18 protein-coding genes are annotated in these 20,755 nt (G+C 61.8%); 4 read left to right on the top strand and 14 right to left on the bottom strand.

The genetic code is table 11. From position 1 onward, the window contains the following. Positions 1-200 precede the first annotated feature (200 nt). Positions 201-557 carry a hypothetical protein gene (locus AC1DD7_RS22420; protein WP_477516616.1) on the top strand — a complete coding sequence of 119 codons (357 nt, stop codon included), beginning with the start codon at positions 201-203 and terminating at the stop codon, positions 555-557. On the opposite strand, the gene AC1DD7_RS22415 is transcribed toward AC1DD7_RS22420, so the two are convergent. The 6 genes from AC1DD7_RS22415 to AC1DD7_RS22390 all read right to left on the bottom strand — a co-directional run bounded on the left by AC1DD7_RS22415 (position 554) and on the right by AC1DD7_RS22390 (position 9,703). Then, a complete protein-coding gene (locus AC1DD7_RS22415) occupies positions 554-3,292 on the bottom strand; it encodes a DUF7507 domain-containing protein (RefSeq protein ID WP_477516615.1) in 2,739 nt (912 codons plus the stop codon). The two genes, AC1DD7_RS22420 and AC1DD7_RS22415, sit on opposite strands and share 4 nt — an antisense overlap. Positions 3,293-3,513: 221 nt before the next feature. Then, positions 3,514-5,082 (bottom strand): sigma-70 family RNA polymerase sigma factor, encoded by a 1,569-nt coding sequence (locus AC1DD7_RS22410; RefSeq protein WP_477516614.1) that lies wholly within the window; start codon positions 5,080-5,082, stop codon positions 3,514-3,516. A gap of 171 nt (positions 5,083-5,253) precedes the next feature. Beyond that, positions 5,254-5,610, bottom strand: a complete 357-nt coding sequence (locus AC1DD7_RS22405) for a GNAT family N-acetyltransferase (RefSeq protein ID WP_431117533.1) — start codon at positions 5,608-5,610, stop codon at positions 5,254-5,256. Beyond that, on the bottom strand, positions 5,607-6,986 hold the full coding sequence (locus AC1DD7_RS22400; protein ID WP_477516613.1) for an acyltransferase family protein: 1,380 nt from the start codon (positions 6,984-6,986) through the stop codon (positions 5,607-5,609). The genes AC1DD7_RS22405 and AC1DD7_RS22400 overlap by 4 nt, the downstream gene beginning before the upstream one ends. Before the next feature lie 90 nt (positions 6,987-7,076). After that, positions 7,077-8,288: a M20 family metallopeptidase gene (locus tag AC1DD7_RS22395; RefSeq protein ID WP_477516612.1), complete on the bottom strand. Its 1,212-nt coding sequence runs from the start codon at positions 8,286-8,288 to the stop codon at positions 7,077-7,079. Beyond that, a complete protein-coding gene (locus AC1DD7_RS22390; RefSeq protein ID WP_477516611.1) occupies positions 8,285-9,703 on the bottom strand; it encodes an MFS transporter in 1,419 nt (472 codons plus the stop codon). The genes AC1DD7_RS22395 and AC1DD7_RS22390 overlap by 4 nt, the downstream gene beginning before the upstream one ends. Here AC1DD7_RS22390 and AC1DD7_RS22385 point away from each other — a divergent pair. Both AC1DD7_RS22385 and AC1DD7_RS22380 read left to right on the top strand, forming a co-directional pair. Continuing rightward, entirely contained in the window at positions 9,613-10,848 is a 1,236-nt protein-coding gene (locus tag AC1DD7_RS22385) for an Lrp/AsnC family transcriptional regulator (protein ID WP_477516610.1), read from the top strand. The genes AC1DD7_RS22390 and AC1DD7_RS22385 overlap by 91 nt on opposite strands. 64 nt (positions 10,849-10,912) lie before the next feature. Beyond that, positions 10,913-11,332, top strand: a complete 420-nt coding sequence (locus AC1DD7_RS22380; RefSeq protein WP_477516609.1) for a VOC family protein — start codon at positions 10,913-10,915, stop codon at positions 11,330-11,332. Between the two features lie 21 nt (positions 11,333-11,353). Here the strand turns inward: AC1DD7_RS22380 and AC1DD7_RS22375 are convergent, their stop codons facing one another. The 5 genes from AC1DD7_RS22375 to AC1DD7_RS22355 are packed head-to-tail and all read right to left on the bottom strand — an operon-like array spanning position 11,354 to position 15,426. Beyond that, a complete protein-coding gene (locus AC1DD7_RS22375) occupies positions 11,354-11,746 on the bottom strand; it encodes a DUF1304 domain-containing protein (RefSeq protein WP_477516608.1) in 393 nt (130 codons plus the stop codon). A gap of 38 nt (positions 11,747-11,784) precedes the next feature. After that, a complete protein-coding gene (locus tag AC1DD7_RS22370) occupies positions 11,785-12,492 on the bottom strand; it encodes a YoaK family protein (protein ID WP_477516607.1) in 708 nt (235 codons plus the stop codon). Between the two features lie 4 nt (positions 12,493-12,496). Next, positions 12,497-14,122, bottom strand: coding sequence for a gamma-glutamyltransferase family protein (locus AC1DD7_RS22365; protein WP_477516606.1), 1,626 nt, complete (start codon positions 14,120-14,122; stop codon positions 12,497-12,499). Continuing rightward, a complete protein-coding gene (locus AC1DD7_RS22360) occupies positions 14,119-14,871 on the bottom strand; it encodes a FadR/GntR family transcriptional regulator (protein WP_477516605.1) in 753 nt (250 codons plus the stop codon). Before AC1DD7_RS22360 ends, AC1DD7_RS22365 begins: the two co-directional genes overlap by 4 nt. Before the next feature lie 60 nt (positions 14,872-14,931). Continuing rightward, on the bottom strand, positions 14,932-15,426 hold the full coding sequence (locus AC1DD7_RS22355; RefSeq protein ID WP_477516604.1) for a RidA family protein: 495 nt from the start codon (positions 15,424-15,426) through the stop codon (positions 14,932-14,934). 258 nt (positions 15,427-15,684) lie between these two features. On the opposite strand from AC1DD7_RS22355, the gene AC1DD7_RS22350 reads away from it, so the two are divergent. Next, positions 15,685-17,328 (top strand): purine-cytosine permease family protein, encoded by a 1,644-nt coding sequence (locus AC1DD7_RS22350; RefSeq protein ID WP_477516603.1) that lies wholly within the window; start codon positions 15,685-15,687, stop codon positions 17,326-17,328. A 66-nt stretch (positions 17,329-17,394) separates the two neighbouring features. Here AC1DD7_RS22350 and AC1DD7_RS22345 read toward each other — a convergent pair whose 3' ends face one another. The 3 genes from AC1DD7_RS22345 to AC1DD7_RS22335 all read right to left on the bottom strand — a co-directional run bounded on the left by AC1DD7_RS22345 (position 17,395) and on the right by AC1DD7_RS22335 (position 20,742). After that, positions 17,395-18,270, bottom strand: coding sequence for a class II fructose-bisphosphate aldolase (locus AC1DD7_RS22345; protein ID WP_477516602.1), 876 nt, complete (start codon positions 18,268-18,270; stop codon positions 17,395-17,397). Further along, entirely contained in the window at positions 18,270-19,739 is a 1,470-nt protein-coding gene (locus AC1DD7_RS22340) for a GntP family transporter (protein ID WP_477516601.1), read from the bottom strand. The genes AC1DD7_RS22345 and AC1DD7_RS22340 overlap by 1 nt, the downstream gene beginning before the upstream one ends. Positions 19,740-19,839: 100 nt before the next feature. Continuing rightward, positions 19,840-20,742, bottom strand: coding sequence for an NAD(P)-dependent oxidoreductase (locus AC1DD7_RS22335; protein WP_477516600.1), 903 nt, complete (start codon positions 20,740-20,742; stop codon positions 19,840-19,842). Positions 20,743-20,755 lie beyond the last annotated feature (13 nt).

Below are 20,755 nucleotides of genomic sequence, written 5' to 3'. Positions count from 1 at the left end.
AGCAAAGGCAAGCCTTACTTAGGCTTGCCTTTTCGTCAAACTTTTGTGACCTATTTCGCCCGAGCCCCGTCCTCTCGCCGATTTTGGAGAAGAGGAAGCGTCATTGACTTTTATTGGAAGCTATCGCCGTGGAAAATACCCCGGCTCTTGGCCAAGAACTGTAGAGTCAACGCACAGAAACTCTACGGTTGGGGGACCCAGTGGCTGACGACATACACGAGCGGATCGGATTCCGCGAGATCGATGAACACGGGAATGCGGTGCGGGCAGTGAGTCCACACGACCCGGAAGCCCCTGAACGGGGGCGGAGGCGAGTGCTCGTGAACCCCTTCGTCGTGGCTCTTTGGGTGCTGGACGCTGGGTTGGTGTGGTTTTGCTTCTGGGCTTTCGAAGCCGTCGCGGCAATGACCGGCCCGACGGCGCCAAGTCCCTCAGCCCAGGTAAATTTTATGGTCCTGCAGTCGGTGCCTTACGTCATTCCAGGGACCATCCTGGTCACAGCCGCCCTCCTGTTCTGGCACGCTTGGCAATGGCAGAAGAAGCACGCCACTACCTAGACCTGCGGCTCACTCCGAACGGCTTTGCGGCGTCCCATCAGGAGCAGGACGAGACCGGACAGGATGAGGACAGCAACCGGCAGGATGGAGAACGCGACTCCCGTGTTGGCCAATGCTCCAGCGGATGCATTGGCATCGGCCATGGACCCGCTGGGCTGTTTCAGGCCGGCCTGATTCGGAACGGACGTATTCGGAACGGACGTATTCGGAACGGACCACGAAGAGGCCTCTTGTCCTGATTGAATTGCCAGCCGCTGGAAAGCCTCTTCGGTCTCCTTCTGCCCCGTCCGCGGGAATGCCACTGCGGTTGTGGCAGGATGCGTTGTTACCCGCCCACCTGCCGAAGTCGTCCCCATAGCTGTTGCCGCGTTGGTGATGCTGCCTGCTTTGACGTCCCACCACGTGAGTTTGTAGCTTGCCGAAGCAGTCACAGTTTCACCGGGCAACAGTTCGCCCGCGACTCTGGGCCACACGTAGACCAGTGGCCCGAGTCCCCGCACGTGATCGTCAATGGAGACGTCCTTGAGGGTGGCGTTTCCGGCGTTCTTCGCGGTGAAGTTATACGTGATGACCTGGCCCACCTGAGCGGGATCACCCACCGCAGATGCATCTGCAGTCGTGGAGAATTCAAGGCGTGCATCCGGTGACAACGGCGTATCTGTAGTCACCGGCAACGAGGCCGTGAGGCCGCCGGCGCCCGGAACGCCAGCGAGCGCAGCGGAGTTGGCGACCTTACCGGCGTCGAGGTCTGTTTGGGTAATCCTGTAGGCAGCAACGGCAGTCAGCGTTTGACCAGGTAGCAGCTGGCCGGGGATTCCTGGCCAGGAGTATGCCAACTCGGGGAGCCCGGAAAGGGTGTGGTTGATGACCACATCCGTCAGCGGCACGTTTCCGCTGTTCGTTGCCCCGAAGCTGTAGCGAATCACATCCCCCACCTGCGCTGGCGAGTGGACAGCGGAGGCATCAGCGCCGTGAGTAAACCTGAGGCCTGGAAGGGGCGCAGCGGTGCCAGTCAAAATGCACGTGATGTCTGCGCCAGCGACGGGCGTCAGTACAAACGGCCCGTCAACTGCCGCTCCTGCGGGCAAATTCGGCTGCAGGCCAGTCGCGTCCGTACAGGTGATGTTCCGGTGGTAATTGGACGGGATGCCGCCCGCTTCCGTGAGGTAGTAGGTAGTGCCTGCGTCGGCCGCAGTCTGACCTGTGACACCAGTACCCGCGGCGATGCCTGCCACAGATCCTGAGGTAGTTGAGTGACTATTGGCATTCACCACGGGACCGGCAGGAGACCCCGCACGGATCTCCATGGTGAATTGGTCGGAGACGTCAGCGCGGGCGGTGGTCAGCGCCTTGCCCAGCGTAATCCGGGGAGCCCGTACCACAAGGGAAGCCGCTGCAGGAGGGTTCAAGTTGGTTGCAATGTCCGTGGATGCGCTGGAGTACGTGCCCTCGGCCGAAACTGTCACATCCACCACGACGGTGCATGAGGCCTGACCCCGGCGGAGGTCGCCGCCGGAAATCGAGAGAGTTCCGCTGCCGGCATCTGCCGAGCGAAGGAAGGGTTCGGTTCCGGAAACCTGAACGCACGTTCCCCCGATGTTCGGATTCCCTGCGATCCTCAGTCCGGAAGGAAGCACCTGATTGATGGACCAGTCATGCTTCGCGTTGAGCTCGCTGGTATTGGTGACGGTGATGCTGAGGGTGGAAATCCCGCCGGGCCCCACCACCGAGGGCGTAAAGGATTGCTTCAATAGCGGAGTCACGTCCATCAGGCGCACATCGTCAAAGGCGCCATCGTTTCCGTTGGTGGTGCCGTTGTTGTTCCACATTTCAAGCCCCAGGGAATTGCCAGTGGCTTGGATCGCCGTGTTCGACGTCATCGAGTTGATGTTGACGGTCCTGGTGACGGTTCCTGGGTTTCCGCCGACGTCGCTGGTGACTTGTTGCTGGAATGAGTCCACGTTGGGATCGTCCGAGGTTTGGCACCCGTTGAGTGGGGTCCCGATGAGTGTGGCTGTCCCGTCGCTGTCAACGGTAGCGAACTGATAGGACGGATCGCCCCCAGCCAGGCCGCAATTCATGTACGCCGTGTTGAGGCCGAAAGTGTAATAGTGGCCCGCGGTCACCGGGACTGGGCTGGCCGTCCTGAACATCACTCCATCAGTGGGCCCTGAAGGGATGGAATCGCACACCGATCCGCTGGAGCTGGTGGAGGGGCATTCAGTGTAAGAGCTGTTGACGTGATTGGTGGTGGGAGAAGCCGGGGTGAATTGTTGACCCATGCCCAAGGCCAACATGCGCATGTACTGATAGCTGCGGACATCCGCGAGCTCGGCGCACCTGTTGTTTTTGCCTTCGGCCGCCGTTCCGGACTGCGCCCATGTGGGGGTGGTCGAGTTCCGGTAGCTCAGAATGACGCCATTGCACCGGGCGGCGTCGATCCAAGCTGGAGAACCTGTGTACGCCTGGCCGCCCTTGCCAACGTAATGCTTTGACCCGGGAGCCGAGTAAGACTGCGCACCCAAGGCGGAGTTGGGGCTGCCGTGCTCGAAATTCTCCGAAAACACCACAGTGCCAGGCTGGGTAGCATCGGGCGTCGAGGATGTTGAGGGCGTAGGTGGCTTTGACGGCGTTGTCGCCTGCGCAGGCGAAAGTTGAAGGCCGCCCAGCACTGAAGCAGCAGTGAGGGTGGATAGAAGTATCACCAAAGTTCTGGCCAGGAGAGAATTCTTCACGGCTGTTACTTGTCTTTCCATCGTCCCCAAGCGCCCCAGGCTCAAGTCCCAGGCGGTTGCGCTTGGTGCTTCCGCTTCCAAGGAAGCCGATGCGCACAGATATTGTCAGCCTCTTAGTGTTGGTCAAAGGCGAATCGTGACGGCGAAAACGGAAAAAGATTTAGGATCTTTTCGAGCAAGCTCAGCGCTGGGACCGGCGTGTGAAAGGCAGCGGCCAGCGGCTAGTGGAAACTGTTGGCGAAGGACTTGGTAAGGATGTGTTGGCCGCCGAACTGATAGTTCAGTGTGCTGCCTGCTTCTGGATTCCGAAGGGAAACGCCCAGCTTGAATGCCAGGCTGGCTGGCTCCATGGACGTCGTGGTGCAGCGGATCAACCGACTGTCCACAGCGGGATCCGAGCACGACCATCCGGACGGTGCCGAGAATTTCCCCGGGATGAACGTGGCATTCTCCGGCAGGCTGAAGGTTGTTTCACCGGAGCTTTGTACTGAGCCTCCAAGCAGTGAGAAGCCCACACTGATATCGCGCTCGAGTAGCCCGCCGCCGGCTTCCATGCCAAAGACGGCGTCGACTGTCTGTGACGGGGCAGCCGTTGAAGGCATGGCCTCGGTGGTTGAGGACACCGTCCCGGAGTTCGTGACAACTGCTGCCCGCTGTTTGGCTATTTCCTCGGATACAGGATGTGGGCCAACCTCTACTGGTACAAAAGGTTGCGGCAACTGCACCGTTGACTGAGCTGGGGACGGCACGTTGGGCACGTCCTTTGTGGGGCTGGACGCCGAGGGTGACGCAGAGGTGCTTGGAGCATCGCCGGCGTTATTGACCTCGGCACCGGACTGCCCGAACCACGCGACCAGACCAAAAATCGCCACGCCTGCAGCAACAGCCGCAGCAACAGCAACCTTCCACACGCGCCCGAGGGATCGAACTGTTGCAGGGTCTTGCCCGGTGTGGGCGGAAGGGTTCGACGCCGAGAGCAGTCCCGCAGCCGCGCCAGGAGTCAGTGCGATGCCCGTCACCAGGGGGAAGAGAGCTGCCCGCATGGCACCTTGGATGTGGTTGAGTTCAAACAGCAGTGCTGTGCACTTTGAGCAGGTCTCCAGATGCGCGCTGACCTTTTCGCTTGAGGTCCGTTTCAGCGCGTTCCGTGCATATTTGCCCAACTGGCCGGAATACTCCGAACACTCATCGTCAGGAGCAAGCACCACGTGGCTTTGCAAATACGCCTGACGGAGTCCCTCCCTTGCCCGGATGAGCAACGATGACACTCCATTGGGGCTGACACCTATGAACGGCGCAGCTGCGGCCGGCTTCATGCCCTCAATATCCACATGCCAGAGCACCGCTTGCCAGCGTTCGGGAAGGGACCTGAACGCCGTCGCCACGGCCGAGGATTCGAACTCCCTCAAGATGGGGTCGGCGTCCACGACGGCGGTATCCAGCATTGCGTCGTCAGGGGCAGACTGGGTGAGCCTGGCTTTCCGGTTCCGCGCATGCGCTGTCCGCTGCACGACTGTCAGCAGGTAGGCACGAAAGAACTCCCGTGGTCCTTTACCGCTGCTAAGGGCCTGGAACACTGATGCGAATGCCTCGGCGACGATGTCGTCGGCGTCACTCGGGTTATCAGTGTTCGCCCGCGCAACGTATTGCGCAGCAGCCAGATGCCGTCGGTACAACGAGTCAAAGGCCTCGGTGTCGCCTCCTCGGACCGCCGCAATGATTTCCTGATCGCTGACTGGTCCAGCGGTGATGGTTCCGCCGCTGGAACCCGTATCAAAATCGCTCCCCATAGGCCCAGTGTGACAGCAAAATCCGGGATGACTTGAATCGCAGGGTACTGAGGACTAAGGGGTCAAATTACTTGGAATTTCCGCGACACGATCCGGCAGGAAGGTGCACTAATCAGTTGGAAGGAGTCGTGTATCGGCCGCCCTACAGGCGTCAGTATGAACCCGGGAACCTTACTCGTTGTCCGGTTCGCCTACAGGTTTCTCGGCGGGCCAGTCGACGTCCTGCTCGTAGCCCTCATGCTTCTGCAGGTATGCCGCGATGTACGGGCAATGCGGAATGATGCGCTTGCCGGATGCCACCACATCATCCAAGGCAAAATGTGCCAACACCTTGGCCAGCCCCTGGCCTTTGAACTGTGACTTTGTTTCGGTATGGGTGAAATCGATGTGACCGGGCCTATCGATGAATTGGGAAATCACCGCCAACTCCCCGTCTACGCGGAGTTCATAGCGATGGAATTTGTCGTTTCGAACTGTGGTGACGCCAGCGCGGAACGAGTCTGCCAATGATTCAGTGTGCTCGGTCATGATTCGAGATTGGCACGTAAACCCTGCGCTGGCAATGTGGACCGCTTTCCCCCGCGCGTTGGCGTCCCGTCCACCCCGGACGGCGGCAGCACCGGCGTCGGGACCCTGCCAAGCAGCAGGACTGCGAGCGCGAAGCATGCAGCTCCCCCGCCCAGGAGCGCCAGCGTCAGGCCATTGAATGCGGCATCTGCAACCGGGACAAGAACCACGACGGCGGCGGTAACCACAGCGGTGCGCGAGGGACCCCGCGCGTGGCTGGCCGCCGTCGGACGGTTCTCCAGGCGACCAAGGAGCAGCACGACCGGCAGCAGCAGGGCTACGACGGCGAAGAAGACGGGAATGCGTCCCCACCACCATTCCGCTGTGCCGTCAGCTGGTTTGGGAAAATCGGTGAGCAACAGGAGTCCGGACATGCCCACCAGGAGAGGAAGATGCCAGAGGTAAACGGTCATGGACCGGCGCCCCGCCACCGCGATAATCGTCTGGACCCAGCGGACAGAGGCGATCCAGCGTATGCCTTTGCCCAGAAGTTGGAGGGTGGCAGTCTGTGAAATCGCCAGCAGAAGCAGGCAAAAGTTGGGTGGGTTGATGTTCACCACCATGTTGCCCGGATATACGCCCACGCCGGTCACCAGCCCGAGCAACACGTTGCTGACTATGATCGCCCCTACCAGCCAGGTTCTGCTGCGATGCTCAAAAAAGCCGTCGGCCATGAAGAAGCCGAGCTGCTGGACTGCGCACCAGACAAACACCATGTTGACGAAGGCAAGAACCGGGACAGCGCCGCGGAGGGAATCGACGGTAATGATCAGCGCCACGAGGAGGCCCAACGTCGGGAGCGGGGCGCGTTGATGAAGCCTGGCCATGAGCGGGATGCTGACCTGTGCTGTGAGGTACGCGGCCAGGAACCACAGGGGCATCGCGGCACCGGTGGTCATCAACTGGATCACCTGTGGATCAACGCCGAGGAGCAGGGCCGCCCAAAGCCCCGCCCACATCACGGCGAGCAGGGCCATGGCGGGGCGGACCAGGCGAAGGAGTCGCAGCTGGGCGAAGTCGAAGCTTGTGCCGCCGCGTGCTTTCAGGCGTCGCCACGACTGCAACCCGGTAACGCCACCGAGGACGAAGAACAACGGGACGATCATGAGCACCCAAACCACCGGCGTGAACCAGCCTTGCTCCATGAGCGTGTTTCCCGTGGTGACTTTCCCGTCCCTGTGCAGAACGGGACTGACCATCATGCAGTGGGCCGCGACCACCAGGAGCAGGCAGATGAAGCGGACGAGGTCGATCGCTGGATCACGCCGCGCAGCCGAAGCTCCCGGCACAGCCGTGCTCCGGCTGGCGGGAGGATGAACCGGCTTTGCCCGCTGCATGGCCCTCCCTACGACTACACGCCCCTGCGTGCTGACTCCATTGTCCGCCCCGGGTGCCGTGCGGACCAGCGGTGCTGGCGTTGGCAGGTGCTAGTGGCGCGGCCTGGTCAGTAACCGCCTCCGTTCCTCCGGGTCCAAGGCGCCAGCGCATGCGGCCGCGGCCAGGCCGAACGATCCGTCAAGTACTGCCTTGTCGGCGCCAACCGAAGCGCCAAAGGCGGCGAATTCGGCTGTGTGATGGGCTGCGCCACGAACGTCGTAGCCAACCATCGGGTGGATGGTTGGCACCAGTTGGGAGACATTCCCCATGTCCGTTGAGGCCACGGGATCGGCATTGAAGACAACGTCCCGTCCGATGGCCATCATGGCTGCGCGGTAGGCATGCGATAGGAAAGGGTCTTGTTGGAGTTCGGCGTAGTCATTGCCGGTTGGCGTGACTTCCAGGGTGCAACCGCTGGCGTGGGCGCCTGCTTCGAGGCAGCGCCGGACCTTGTCCTGGATGATTCGCAGCTTCTCGATGCTCGGAGCCCGCATCTCAACGCTCGCCCGTGCACGCTCGGGGATGACGTTGACGGCGCTTCCACCTTCAGTGACGATCAGCGAAATGATCGACCCGATCGGGAGCTGTTGCCTTGCCAGCGCAATGGCCGTCTGCGCGACGACAAGTGCGTCCAGGGCGTTGACTCCTTCCATCGGGGCAGCAGCGGCGTGGGCCGGCCTGCCCTCGAACAACACGTCCCACATGGACATCGCCAACGACGAACCTCCTACTACGTCAGCCGCACCGGCGTGAACCATCATCGCCAGCGAGACGTCCTCGAAGAAGCCTTCCGCGATCAGGTCCACTTTGCCGCCGGTGGTCTCCTCCGCCGGCGTTCCGAGCACTTTGACAGTGATGCCGAGCTCGTCGGCCACCGCCGCCAGGGCCAGCGCCGCCCCCACGGCACTGGCAGCATTGACGTTGTGCCCGCAGGCGTGGCCAATGTCCGGCAGGGCGTCATACTCAACGCAGAGGGCCACCACCAATTCACCGCTTCCGTAGCTCGCGCTCAACGCGGTGGCCTGCAGTGGCTGGCGATCATCGAAGCGGAAGCCAGCGGTACGGAGAAGCCGCCTGATGCGCTTGACGGCACGGAACTCCTGGCCGCCGAGCTCCGGATCGGCGTGGATGGCGTGGCTGAGGTCCAGCAGGTCCGGTTTCCAGCGCTCCGTGGCGGCCTTCAGCGCGGCCTCGATGTCGCTTTGGGATCTGCGTACGACGGCGGCGCCGCGGCTCTTGCTGTTAAGACCAGCCGCGATCATGCGGACACCTCGGCGTTCTCGCGCTTCGGGTAGCGGGCGCTTGCCGCCGCCGCGATCAGTGCAGCCACTGCCAAGGCTCCCCAGATGGACAGAAGCCCGGCCTCAGTGATGCGGCCGGATTCCACGGATGCGGAGGAGATCAGCTTCACCACGGCCGCACCCACCGCGATCCCTACAGACAACGCGAGCTCATTGAGTCCGGCCGCAGTTGAAGTTTCCTCCAATGGGACGCCTTCCACAGACAATGAGCGTGTCCCGGCCTGGTACATCCCCAGGCTTAGGTTGAACATGGCGAAGCCCACGCAGTAACCGGACAAAGTCCCGTGCGCCAGGATCATGACCAGGAAACCGCATGCCAGCAGGACGCCGGCAAAGACGAGCGTGGCCCGCTCACCGAATTTTCGCAAAACCCGGGCCGTGAGCAGCGAGGACACAAGCGAGAGAACGGAGGCCAAGGCCAGGACAATGGCGATCATCAAGGGGCTCAGGGCAAATCCGTAACCGGTCTTGTCGGGATTGGAGTGCAGGAATATCCCGTTGGTGCCGAAGTAGCTGATGGACGCGAAGCCAAAGAAGAACGTGGCCACGGACATGGCGCGGATCCGTGCATTGGCCAGCATGCGAAGATCCATGAACCGGCTGCCATGGGCCCCGCTGTAGTCGCGCTTTGCCCAGTAGGCCAGCATGGCGAGCCCCACCAAGTCGGCAGCCATCGTGCGGGCGTCGAGCCAGCCCCATTCAGGCGCCATTGAGAGTGCCACCACGAAACCAATCAGCCCTAGGGAACAGGCCAGAAGCGGGACCAAAGCGATGCCCTCACGAGTGGGGACCCCGGCGTCGGGCAGTACGAAGGAACAGACGAAAGCGATCACTGCGAACGGAACGGCAACCCAGAATCCAAGCGTCGGATCGGTGACGCCGACGATTCCTGCAAGCAGCCCGCCGGCTCCCACCATGATCATGAGCATCCCGATCATGACGCTCACGCCAGTGCGCGTGTGTCCAGGGCTGCTAACGCGCAGGATGCCCATCATGAGGGGGATGAAGCCCACCACGCAGGTAAGCATGACCACACCAATCGTCACCGTCCACAGCGAGGGCCACAACGCCATCTGAAGCACTCCGAGCGTCACCACACCTGTGGACCAGCGCAGCACCAGCCTGTATCCATAGCTGTCGCCGAGCCTTGAAATGATCGGGGTGAGGACCGCAAAGCTCACGTTGGAGATCAGGAAGATGCCGTTGATGGTCGGATCGTCAATGTCGAAGACGGGTCCGAGCGCGGGAAGGATGGGGTTCAGGTAGCCCTGAGTGACTCCGCTCAATGATTCAATCAATGCCATCGCGAGAATCATTCCCGCAATGGCCCGGCGCGTCGTTCCTGACGCCGCCGCTGGTGCTGTCCTGCTTGCCATGTGCTTCCTTGTGGTCTTGGGGCCGTTTAAGGTGGGCCGCCCGATTAGTGATGCGAGTCACGACGATATGGCCGTCGCCTAGACTGATCTCGAAATCGTTTGAAATACACATCAGATGGGCCAAAGTGAACGAATCAGCCATAATTTCCGAGCTAGACCTCGAAATTGTGAATGCTCTCCAAATCAATCCACGGGCCGAATGGAGCCGGATTGCAGACGCCCTTGGCCTGTCCGCCCCCACCGTGGCCAGGCGATGGAACGCCCTCGCCAGCCAGGGCCAGGCTTGGATCACCCCTGCACCTGGCCAGCGCTATCTCAGCGCTGGGTGGTCTGCGTTCATCCATTTGTCATCCTCGCCCAGCGAGAGTGAGGCCCTGATCGAACGGCTGTGCGCTGAGCCTGCATTCGCCACCGTTTCTTTGGTGACGGGCTCGCACGACCTCTTCATGGACTGCTTTGCGTCCAGCCATGAGGAGCTGATGGATATCGTCACCGGCGCCTTTCCGAAGCTGCCCGGCGTCACACACCGTGAGGTCGTTTTCGTCACCAAGCTGTATCGGCAGGCCTCAGAATGGCGCAGCGGCACGCTGGAACCGGCGCGCGCCAGGCTCGTGTCCGCGGAGCCCCTGCCCGAGCACCCCGCTTACGCCCCGGACAGACTCGATGCAGCATTATTGGAAGAGCTCGCCAAGGATGGCAGGGCAAGTTGGGCCGAGTTGGGTGCCGCCTGCCACGTCTCGCCCCAAACAGCCCGCCGGCGTGTCGAACGGTTCCTTGCGACCGGCTACATCACGCTGAGATGCGATTCGTCCACGTCCGCCCAGCAGGGGCTCCGGGAAGTGACGCTTGTCCTGAACGTTCCGGCCCAGTATGTTGACGGCGTCGGACGCTTCTTCGCTGCCTTGCCCAACTGCCGGCTTAGTGCCCAAGTCCTTGGCGCGCAGAACCTGCTGGTCACTCTGTGGGTCCGCGACTATCTGGAAGTCCAGGCGTATGAACGCGAACTGGCAGAGCGAGCCCCGGGAAGTGCGGTCATCTCCAGGCAGGCGGTAGTTCGGACTTTCAAGCGGCTCGGCCATGTCCTTGACCAAGCAGGTTGCAGCCGCAGCGTTGTGCCCCTTCCTCTCTGGAGGGAATCTTCCTAAGCGTTATCCACCGCTGCCTGTCGTGCTCTGGACGGAATGGCGAAACACCGGCAGGATCGGACCCATGACTACGTCCATTTTCGTGAACCTGCCCGTCAGCGACCTCGAGGCATCCAAGGCCTTCTACACGGCCCTTGGCTACTCCATCAATCCGAACTTCACCGATGAGACGGCCGCGTGCGTGGTCTTCAGCGACACGATTTACACCATGCTTCTGACCCACGACAAGTTCCGTCAGTTCACCGATCAGCCCATCGCAGACACCCGGAACTCGGCCGGGGCAATTGTTGCCATCTCTGCCGACAACCGCGAAGGTGTTGATGCCCTGGCCACTAAGGCGGTGGAAGCCGGAGGTTCCGAGACGTACGATCCCAAGGACCTCGGGTTCATGTACAGCAGGGCGTTCCGTGACCTCGACGGCCACCACTGGGAGGTTGTCTATATGGACGAGGCCGCTGCGCAGAGTGGCCCGCCGGAGCACTAAGGCGCATCGGCCCCGCTGGCTCTAGCCCAGCGCCAAAGCCAGCACGCCAAGCACGACGGCGAGCAGCGGCGTTGTCCCTTGGAGAACCGCAGGGCGGAGATACTTTTTGCCGCTCGCGGCGAGCACGAGTGCCGCAAGGAGCATGGAACCGCAGCAGCTGAAGACGAGGGTCCAACCAACCTGGGGCGCACCCATGGCCACTGCGATGATGCCTACCAGCGCGCCAATGGCCAGGAAGAGATTGTAGAAGCCCTGGTTGTAGGCGAGCGGCTTGGTGGTTTCGGCATCAGCCTGCGATGTGACGCTGAACCGTTTCCACGTGGCCGGCTTGGTCCAGGTGATGGACTCCATCGTGAAGATGTACACGTGGAGCAACGCCGCAAGCAGGGCAAAAATCAGGGAGGCCAGGATCATGGTCTGATCCTAGCCTCCCTGATGCTGCTGCCCGCAGCTCAGGCTGGAACGAGTGCCTCGGAATCCTTGGGTGCCCTCTTTGATGGGTGGTGAATCACCGTAAATGCCACGGCAACGCTTATCAAGATAAATGCGGGGACAAGCATGGCGCACCACAATGCGGTCTGCAGAAGCAGAGCGCCGCATGCGGCCCCCAGGAACATGGACACTACTGCGGCCAGCCGGCGCATGGTGGATGCTGTCTGGGCCCCACCCCAATATCGGCCGGCCTCGCTGAACAACAGGGATAGCGTGGAAGTGATGACGACAGTGGAAACGTCAGGCACTCCCACTCGGCGAGCCGCAATGGCTTGGAAACCCATCAGGATTCCAATGGCGAGAGTCACCGTGTGGATGAGGACCTCGTTGATCGGGAGAAATGAGAGCGCGCCTGTAACAGCCAGCATCCCGCACGCCGCGATCCAGAGGACGGAAACCAGCGCCGCATCCCGTCCGCCAGAAGGGGGGAATAGCCGCAGGATTAGTCCCAGCAGCCACGACCCGGCTGCGAAACCGCCCAGTGCTGACAGAGGCCCAACAAGGGGAGCGTGTTCAGAACCGGCGATCGATAGGCCGATCAAGATGACGTTGCCGGTCATGTTTGCTCCGAATACACGGTCCATGCCCAGATAGGTGGCGGCATCCAGGGTTCCGGTGCCGAAACTCAGCGCGATCATCAGCCAAAAGGACAAGCGTGAATGACCCACGCGACTATTTCCCCTCGTTCGTCGGGCCTTTTGATGAATTCGTTAGCCCGTCGGACCGCGGATCAGAACCCACATCGAAGGTGCCTGTCGCCGCGCCTTGACGAACCACCTGCAGATGACCTGCGGCGTCGTCCAGTGCTTCCAGCTCCTTCGTGTAATAACCGGCATCCAGAAGCTTGTACACGGCAGTCACAGACACGCCGGACTCCACTGCGATTGTCATGGCGTCGTCCGCGGCTGCGGCCCCTGCCTCCATCTGTCCCACGATCCAGCGAGGACGTGCGGTGGCTTCGGCAGGCGTCATTCCCAGCGCAAGATTCAGCGCCAGGTGTGTATGGACTTGCGGTTGGGCGCGTCCGCCCATGGTTCCGTGTGCCCCGATCAGCTGCCCGTCCCGACGGGCCAACACTGGCATGAGCGTGTGTGCTGGCCTTCTGCCTGGTGCAAGCTGGTTCGCAGCCCCGGGAGTAAGGCTGAATGAGGCCCCTCGGTTATGGAGGAGAATGCCTGTCGCCGGGTCCAGAACGCAGGACCCAAAGGCATGGAAGGCGCTTTGGATAAGGGACACCCAGTTGCCATCGGAGTCGGCTGTGACGATCGCTACGGTGTCGCCGGTGCGTCGGCCGTAAGCGCGGCTGCGGGAAGCGGTAGCTGCCTGGCCGGCCATGGCGCCAGAGGCCAACGCCTCAGCAGACTTCGCGGAGAGCAGTTCGTGGACAGGGATTTCGGTGTGTTCGAGGTCGCCGAGGTAGTGGTCGCGATCCTTCGCAGCAGCCGCCAGAATTGACGCGACGATTCCGGCCTCGGCCCCATCCGGATCAGGAAGGCGGCCCAGTTCTTCGGCTACTACATTAAGCGCGGACATGCCTTGCAGGAAGAACGTGCCTTGGCTGTTGCCGGCGGCACTCAGGTATTCAGTGCCGGCGAACATCACAGAGACAGGCAGTTCCACTGCGGCTTCGTAGGCTGCGAAATCTTCCCGGGTGAGGTCGCTACCTTGGCCGCGGAGGGTTTCCAGGATGCTTCGGCCGAGGGAACCGCGGTAAAACGCATCCGTCCCGCGTTCAGCGATGGCCGCTAAGGATTCCGCCAGACGGTCCAGCTTCATGGCCTCGCCTTCACGCAGGAGGGCTCCGTCCCGGAAGAAGACCTCACGGCATCCCTGGTCTTGTGACAGAAGGTGTTCTTCGCGAACCAAGTCCCGGGCAACGCCGGGAGCCACAGGGACTCCAGCTGCGGCCGCTGAAGCTGCCGGTAGGAGCGCGTCCGAAAGGGGCAACCGCCCCCAGGTTTCGGCAAGAACACGCCAAGCACCCAGGAGCCCGGGCACTGTGACGCTTTTCGCGCCGGAAACTGGAACGAATCCGTCTTCGCCTATGTAGTTGTCCGGGTTAAGGGCCTGGGCGGATCGCCCGCTGCCGTTGACCACGGTGACGTTACCGTCACGCGTTCCCACCATGGCGATCGCGTCCCCGCCGATGGTGCATTGATTGGGATAGACAACCGCGAGCATTGCTGCTGCTGCGAGTGCTGCGTCCACGGCATTGCCGCCATTGGCGAATGCAGCATGGGCTGCGGTCGTGGCAGCTGAGTGTGGCGTTGCGGCCGCGCCGGTGAATTTCTGGCTCATGGCTTGTTGTGCTTTCTGCTGAGTGGGTCCGGGTCCCAGGCGTCAATGCCAATAGCATTCGCAACCTCGTGGATGTGCCCGGACATGGCCTCGCGTGCGTCATCAGCCTGATGACCACGGATGGCCTCGTAGATTCTCCGATGCGCAGCAACGGACTTTTCGATTCGTGTCATGGTCTGGTGCGCGGTCTCCCTGGAAGGCGCCATCCATTCGTTGGCGACATCGAGGAGCTTGACCAGCATGGGGTTCTGGGTGAGTTTGGCGACACCCGCATGGAACTCGACGTCCAGCCTCACCAATAGATGCATGGACGGCTCATCCCGGCGGAGTTCTGCCTCGGCCAGCTCCAGTGGATGGAGGAGGGCACCCAATTCAGTGGCCCGACCCCGAAGTGCGGCGCGCTCAGCCATCGGAGGTTCGATGACGGCGCGGAGATCCATCACTTCGCGGAGCATCCTTTGTGAAGACTCCATCGATCCCAGCATTCCAGCGAGGAGTTCAGGCCGGGTTTGTGCCTCAACGATGGTTCCCCGGCCAGGTTTCCGGCTTATGAGACCCCGAAGTTCCAGTTCGCGCAGGGCTTCGCGCACCGATGTCCGCGATATTCCTGCTGTCTCTGCGAGCTCGCGTTCATTGGGAAGTTTGTCGCCCGCGCTGAGCTCACCGTTGGTGATCATGCGGATCAGCCTTTCGCTCAACTGCTCCGAAAGGGGACCGCTGGCTACTGAAATGCTGCTCAAGGACGACACGTCTAACCTCCACTGAATTTGGTTCGACAAACCTACCAGCCGCTGGGACCGCCGAGTCTCCTACTCAAGGATTTCCACTGTGACCCAGTTTTCGAAGCAGCTACCGCCGGCAAGGCTCATAACGCCTATGGTGGCGCGGCCGCCCAAACCGACCTCAGGTCCAAACACCTCGACAAAGAGATCCGTGGCTCCTGAGGACACCTTGTGCACCTCCGTGAATTCCATGGTGGAGGTCACGAAGCACAGGGAGCGGACGATTCCTTTGACGCGGTCGAGGGAACCCAGCGCGAGACGAATTCCACCCAGGCAGTTCAATGCGGTCAGTCGGGCAGCCTCATATCCCTCCTGCACCGTGAGGTCGGCGCCAAGCCGCCCAGGGTAGCGGACTGTCCCGTCGCTCTTATCTGGCGTGTGGCCGCTGAGGTAGAGGACATTGCCCACAATGTGGTGGGGCTTCATGCTCCCGTACGTGTCTGCACCGTAGTATCCGTCAACGGCGAAGTCTGGAATTTCCAGGCCCAGCTCACGTACGCGGTCTTCATAGCTCGTAGTCACAGTCTTGCTCCTTGTGTACTGCCGCCACGGCAGTTAGTCCAATGGTCCAACCAAGTTGCTATGACACTAGTCACCACTGAAGGTCGCAGTCAAGAGGAAAAACAAAAAATGAACGTGATTCATAAAAACTGTTGACTTCGGTCTGAAGGTCGGACAAACTCCAGTTATGGGTGATTAGCCACCTCCCTGCCAATCAAGTGATAACACTCCCCACCGGCCGGTCCCAGGACCTGCACATCACTTGCAAAGGAACCTGTTATGTCCACTCTGGATCGCTCGCTGGAGCCGCTCCACGTCAGCTATGTTGACGACCCCCGTGTTGTAAAGGAAGCTGCAACCGAGGACTACACCACCCATGTTGTTCCGCTTTCATGGCGTAGCAGCAAGAAGTCACTCTCCATGTCCTGGTACTCGTTGGTCAGCGGCATGTTCTATCTGGTCACCGCCGCAACTCTGGCCGCAGTGGTCGGAACTGTGGACACACTGATCGGCATTGTCCTGGCCTGCGTTGCCTTCGGCACTCTTGGCTACATCTTCTCCGGCTATGCCGCCAAGACCGGTCTGACTGTCGCCCTCATATCGCAGCGCCTCTTCGGCGCATCCGGGTCCATCGTTGCGCCGCTCATCCTGGCCGCTACGTCCATTTACTACGCGGTGTTCGAGAGTTCCATGATCGCCCACGCTTTCTCCGCATCCATCGGAGGCATGGACATCCGTGTTTGGTACGCGATCGCTGTCGCCATGAACCTTCCGCTGGTCATGGGTGGCATCCGCCGCTGGATGGACAAGTACAACGCAGCACTTCTCCCCGTCTATTGGGGCGGGCTGATTCTGGTCATCATTCTGGCTGCTACGCGAATGGATACGTCCGCATGGTTGGCCCACACGCCCCAGCAGGCCGCAAGTCTCGCTGCCCCAGGCTGGCTTTACGCCTTCTTCATCTACCTGGGCGTACTCGTTCTCATGATGTTCACCATGGACTTTGCCCGGTTCGGCAAGCCGCGCGACACCAAGATCAACGGCATCGCAACGTTCGGTCCCGTCTTCTACGTTTTTGTCTACCTGGCCAATGGCCTCATCGGTATCTTCATCGCTTACGCGGCTGGTTTGGCCGGGGGCATTTCGTCCACCGCGATCGTGGACTTCATCGTCACGCTGCTGGGTGGCTGGGGCTTGTTCCTGGTTTGGGTCACGCAGGCACGCATCAACACTGCAAACTTCTACGTGGCCTCAACCAACATGGAAGCACTTTGGACACGACTCTTCCGCACCCGGCTTCCCCGGGTCTGGGCAGTCCTGCTATGCGGTGCCATTACTTACCTTTTCATGTTGACGGATGTGCTCAGCTACTTGCTTGTGGCTTTGGCTTGGCAAGGCGCTTTCATTGCATCGTGGGTCAGCATCATGTTGGTGCACATCATCTTCAGTTCCCGAGGCTCCGCGCGTTCCGGAGGTGACAAGAACGGCCTCCCGGAATTCCGTCCAGGGCGTTTGGCCCGATTCACCTTGGGCGCCTGGGTTTGGATCGGCAGCTCGATCCTGGGAGCTCTCTTCTACCAGTTCGGCGGCACGTTTGGCGCTACCTGGTCAACACCCCTCACCTTCGCTCTTGGCGCCGTGCTTTACGCTGCTGCCTACAAGGCCCAGTCGAGTAAGGCCCTCCTCCAACGCGCCAACGACCCCCGTGACGAGGTAGATGACATTTGGGAGGCACGCATCCGCTGTCACGTCTGCGACCACAGCTACATCGCGGTCGAGATGGACAGGGATCCGAGCCAAGCAGGTCAGCCTGCCATTTGCACAGCCTGCGCTGGACTTAGCAGGCAGTACCTCGAGGCCTGCAGGAATGAGCACTTGAGCGGCGGTATCGCCGCACTCGATCCAGATCGACAGCCCGCCTAGGGAGTGCGATAAATGAGTCGACGACGGCGGGACATCCCGCCGTCGTCGATTTATGTCCAGTCGGCGTCAGTCGCTCAGCATCGCCAGTGTTGCTCCGGCGAAGGACCACACGGAACCATTCCATCGGGCCAGCAGGCCTTGGAGGTTCTCACCGTCGGCCCGGTGCGCGGGGGTTTCCGCTTCAAGGGTGGCCAGGATTCCGGTTCGCAGCTCGGTATTGAAGTTCACCTTGCCAACCTGCATGGAAGGAGCCTTTGCGAGTTGGTCAGCCGGGATGCCTGAGGCGCCATGCAGCACCAAAGGCACGTCCGTCCGCGCAGCAACTTCCTGGAGTACGTCCCAGCGGATATCGGGCTCGCCCTTGTATTTTCCGTGGACGTTCCCCACGGCGATCGCCAGGAGTTGCGCACCGGTGCGTCCCACGAAGTCAGACACCTGCGCAGGGTCAGTCAGCCCGGCGACGGAAGTGCCGGCGTCGGGCGCTGGATCTTCAGTACCGAAAGCCTTGTCCTCGTCACCGGCGAGGCCGCCAAGTTCTGCTTCGATCACGACGTCGAACGCACCCTGGGCATCCAACGCGGCTCTGACTTCGCGGACCAAGGCGATGTTGTCCTCGTAGGACAACGACGAACCATCGGCCAGCACTGCATCCGCCCCGGCCGCCACGGAATCCCTGATGACCTGCAGGTCCGAGGCATGATCCAGCTGGACGGATACAGGAACGCTGGCGTCGTTGGCCAGGCCGCGAAGTGCTGCGATGAGCCTGAGCCCGTTGGGCGTGGATGCCGTCTTGGGCGCTACGAGCAGGATGACGCCGAGCCGGGCTTCCTCCGCCGCCGAGACAACGGCCAACGCAGTGGTGAAGTCGTAGCAGGTGAAAGCCGGAACAGCAGAGCCGTCAGCGAGGGCGGAGATGACGAGCTGATCGAGTTTGGCGCGCATTAGTGGGCCAAACCTCCCACCAGGATCCATGCGACGTATGTCAGTGCGAAGCCAGCCAGGCCGAGGATGGTGGTGAGGACGGTCCAGGTCTTGAGGCCGTCCGTGACGGTAAGCCCGTAGTAGCGGATCACGGTCCAGAAACCAGCATCCGTCACGTGGGAGAGCCCCAACGCGCCGAATCCGATGGCGATCACGATCACGGCGATCTGGGCGGGCGTGTAGCCGCCTTCCATCACAGCGGAGGTGAGCAGGCCGGTCGTCGTGACAATGGCGACGGTGGCCGAACCCTGGGCGGCGCGGAGTGCCAGGGAGATGATGAAGCCGAGCACGATCACCGGCAAGCCCAGGCTGTCCAGGGTGTGGGACAGGGCTGCGCCGATGCCGGAGGTGCGGAGGACTTCACCGAACACGCCGCCCGCTGCGACAACCATGAGGATGGACGCGATGGGAGGAAGGGCGCCTTCGAAGATCTCACCGGTTTCCTTGAGTGACCAGTTGCGGCGGACCGCCAGCAGGAAGAAGGAGAGGGCAACCGCCACGAGGAGCGCGAAGAACGGGTTGCCGACGAACGCGGCCACGCCGTACCAGTAGTTGTCCTTGGCAATGGTCAGCGTTCCCAGGGTGCCCACGAGGATCTGCACGATCGGAGCAGCGATCAGGAACATGATCAGGCCCGGACGCGGAGGGGCGATGGCGCGGGCGCCGGGGCCGTCGTGACCAACGTGCACGAGCGAGTCTGCAGAACCGAATTCATCCACCTGCGCCTTGACGCCCGGGAGCAGCTCGTAGTCCTTGCGGTTCATGATGCTGGCAACCCAGTAGGACAAGAAGCCCAGGGGCACGCAGATGATGAGCGAGATAAGAGTGATGAGTCCAATGTCGGCGCCAAAGACACCAGCGCCCGCAACGATTCCCGGGTGCGGCGGGACAGCCACGTGGATGGACAGCATGATGCCGGCCATGGGCAGGCCGAACTTGATCGGGTGAACGTTCGCGATCTTGGCGAAGGCGTAAACAATCGGGACGAGGACGATGACGCCCACCTCGAAGAACACCGGAATCGCCACGAGGAAGCCCACGGCCGTCAAGGCGATGGCAACGCGCTTGGCTCCGAGCTTCTCAGTGAAGTGTGTGGCCAACGACTGCACGCCGCCGGATACCTCGATCATGCGGCCAAGAATGGCGCCGAGCGCAATCAACAAAGCAACCTTGCCCATGGTGCTGCCAACGCCGTTGGCCACCACGGTGAAGATGTCCTTGAGCGGAATCTGGGCCGCCACACCTACCAGGATGCTGACAGCCAACAGGGCAACGAAGGCCTGGATCTTGAAACGGATGATCAGTACCAGCAGCAGGGCAATGCCCGCAGCCGCAATGGTCAGCAACAGGGGTGTTCCCAGTTCCACTGCCGGTTTGATGGCGGGGGCATCAGCAGCCCGGACCACCAAGGAGTTGATGAGGGGATTCATTGGGGATGTCTCCTTTGACATACCAGTCTAAAAGACCGGCGGGAGGTGGCGACGACGGCGAAGGGGGGACCGCCGTCGTCGCGCGTTCTTATTGGGGTGGTTAGGCTGTGCGCTTTGTGGGCGCGACAACCTTGATGACGGCGGAATCGTCGGCGGCGGCGAGGCCCTGGGCTTGGCCGAGAAGGTAAAGCTGTTCTGCGGCGGCAGCTACGGGCGCGGCAAGACCGGCAGCGCGGGTGGCCTTGCCGACGATGCCCATGTCCTTCACGAAGATGTCCAGGCGGCTGAGCACCTCGGCGCCGTGCTCGGTATAGGCCTCTAGGATGCGGGGGCCGCGGTTGGAGAGCATGAAGGAGCCTGCAGCGCCGGCTTCGAGGGCGGCGAGGGTCTTCGCCTGATCCAGACCCAGGGCATCCGCCAGGGCCATGGCCTCGGCGGCAGCGGCGATATGTACACCGCACAAAAGCTGGTTGACAGTCTTGAGGGCCTGGCCATCACCGGGCTTGTCGCCAACAATGCTCAGGGTGGATGCCAGCAGCTCCAGAGCAGGCCGGGCCTTTTCAAGGGCCTCTGGTTCGGCTCCAACAACAATGAGCAGGTCGCCTTCACCCGCGCGCTTCGGTCCACCGGACAGCGGAGCATCCACCAACGCGACGCCGTACTGGGCCAGCTTTTCGACTGTGGCCGGGATGGCCTCGGTCCCAACGGTGCTGCCGAGGATGACGACGGCGCCCGGCTTCAGAACCGAGGCAACGCCGTCCTCGCCGAACAGGACGTCGTTGAGCTGCTCCCCGTTGCGAACGGCCAGGAGCAGCGCGTCGGCATCCTGCGAGGCTTCGCGGGCAGATGCGAAAGTCTTGATACCGGCTGCTGCAGCGAGCTCCAAACGGGGCTCGGCGATGTCGAAACCGTGGACGGTCAGTTCAGACGCGAGGCGGGTGGCCATGGGCAGGCCCATGGCGCCGAGGCCCAGGACGGTGATGGTGTAGTTGCTACTGGTCATGGTGTTCTCCATT

It is taken from the genome of Paenarthrobacter sp. 10L412 (genome assembly GCF_056395565.1).
This window is presented reverse-complemented; position numbering and strand designations above follow the sequence as displayed.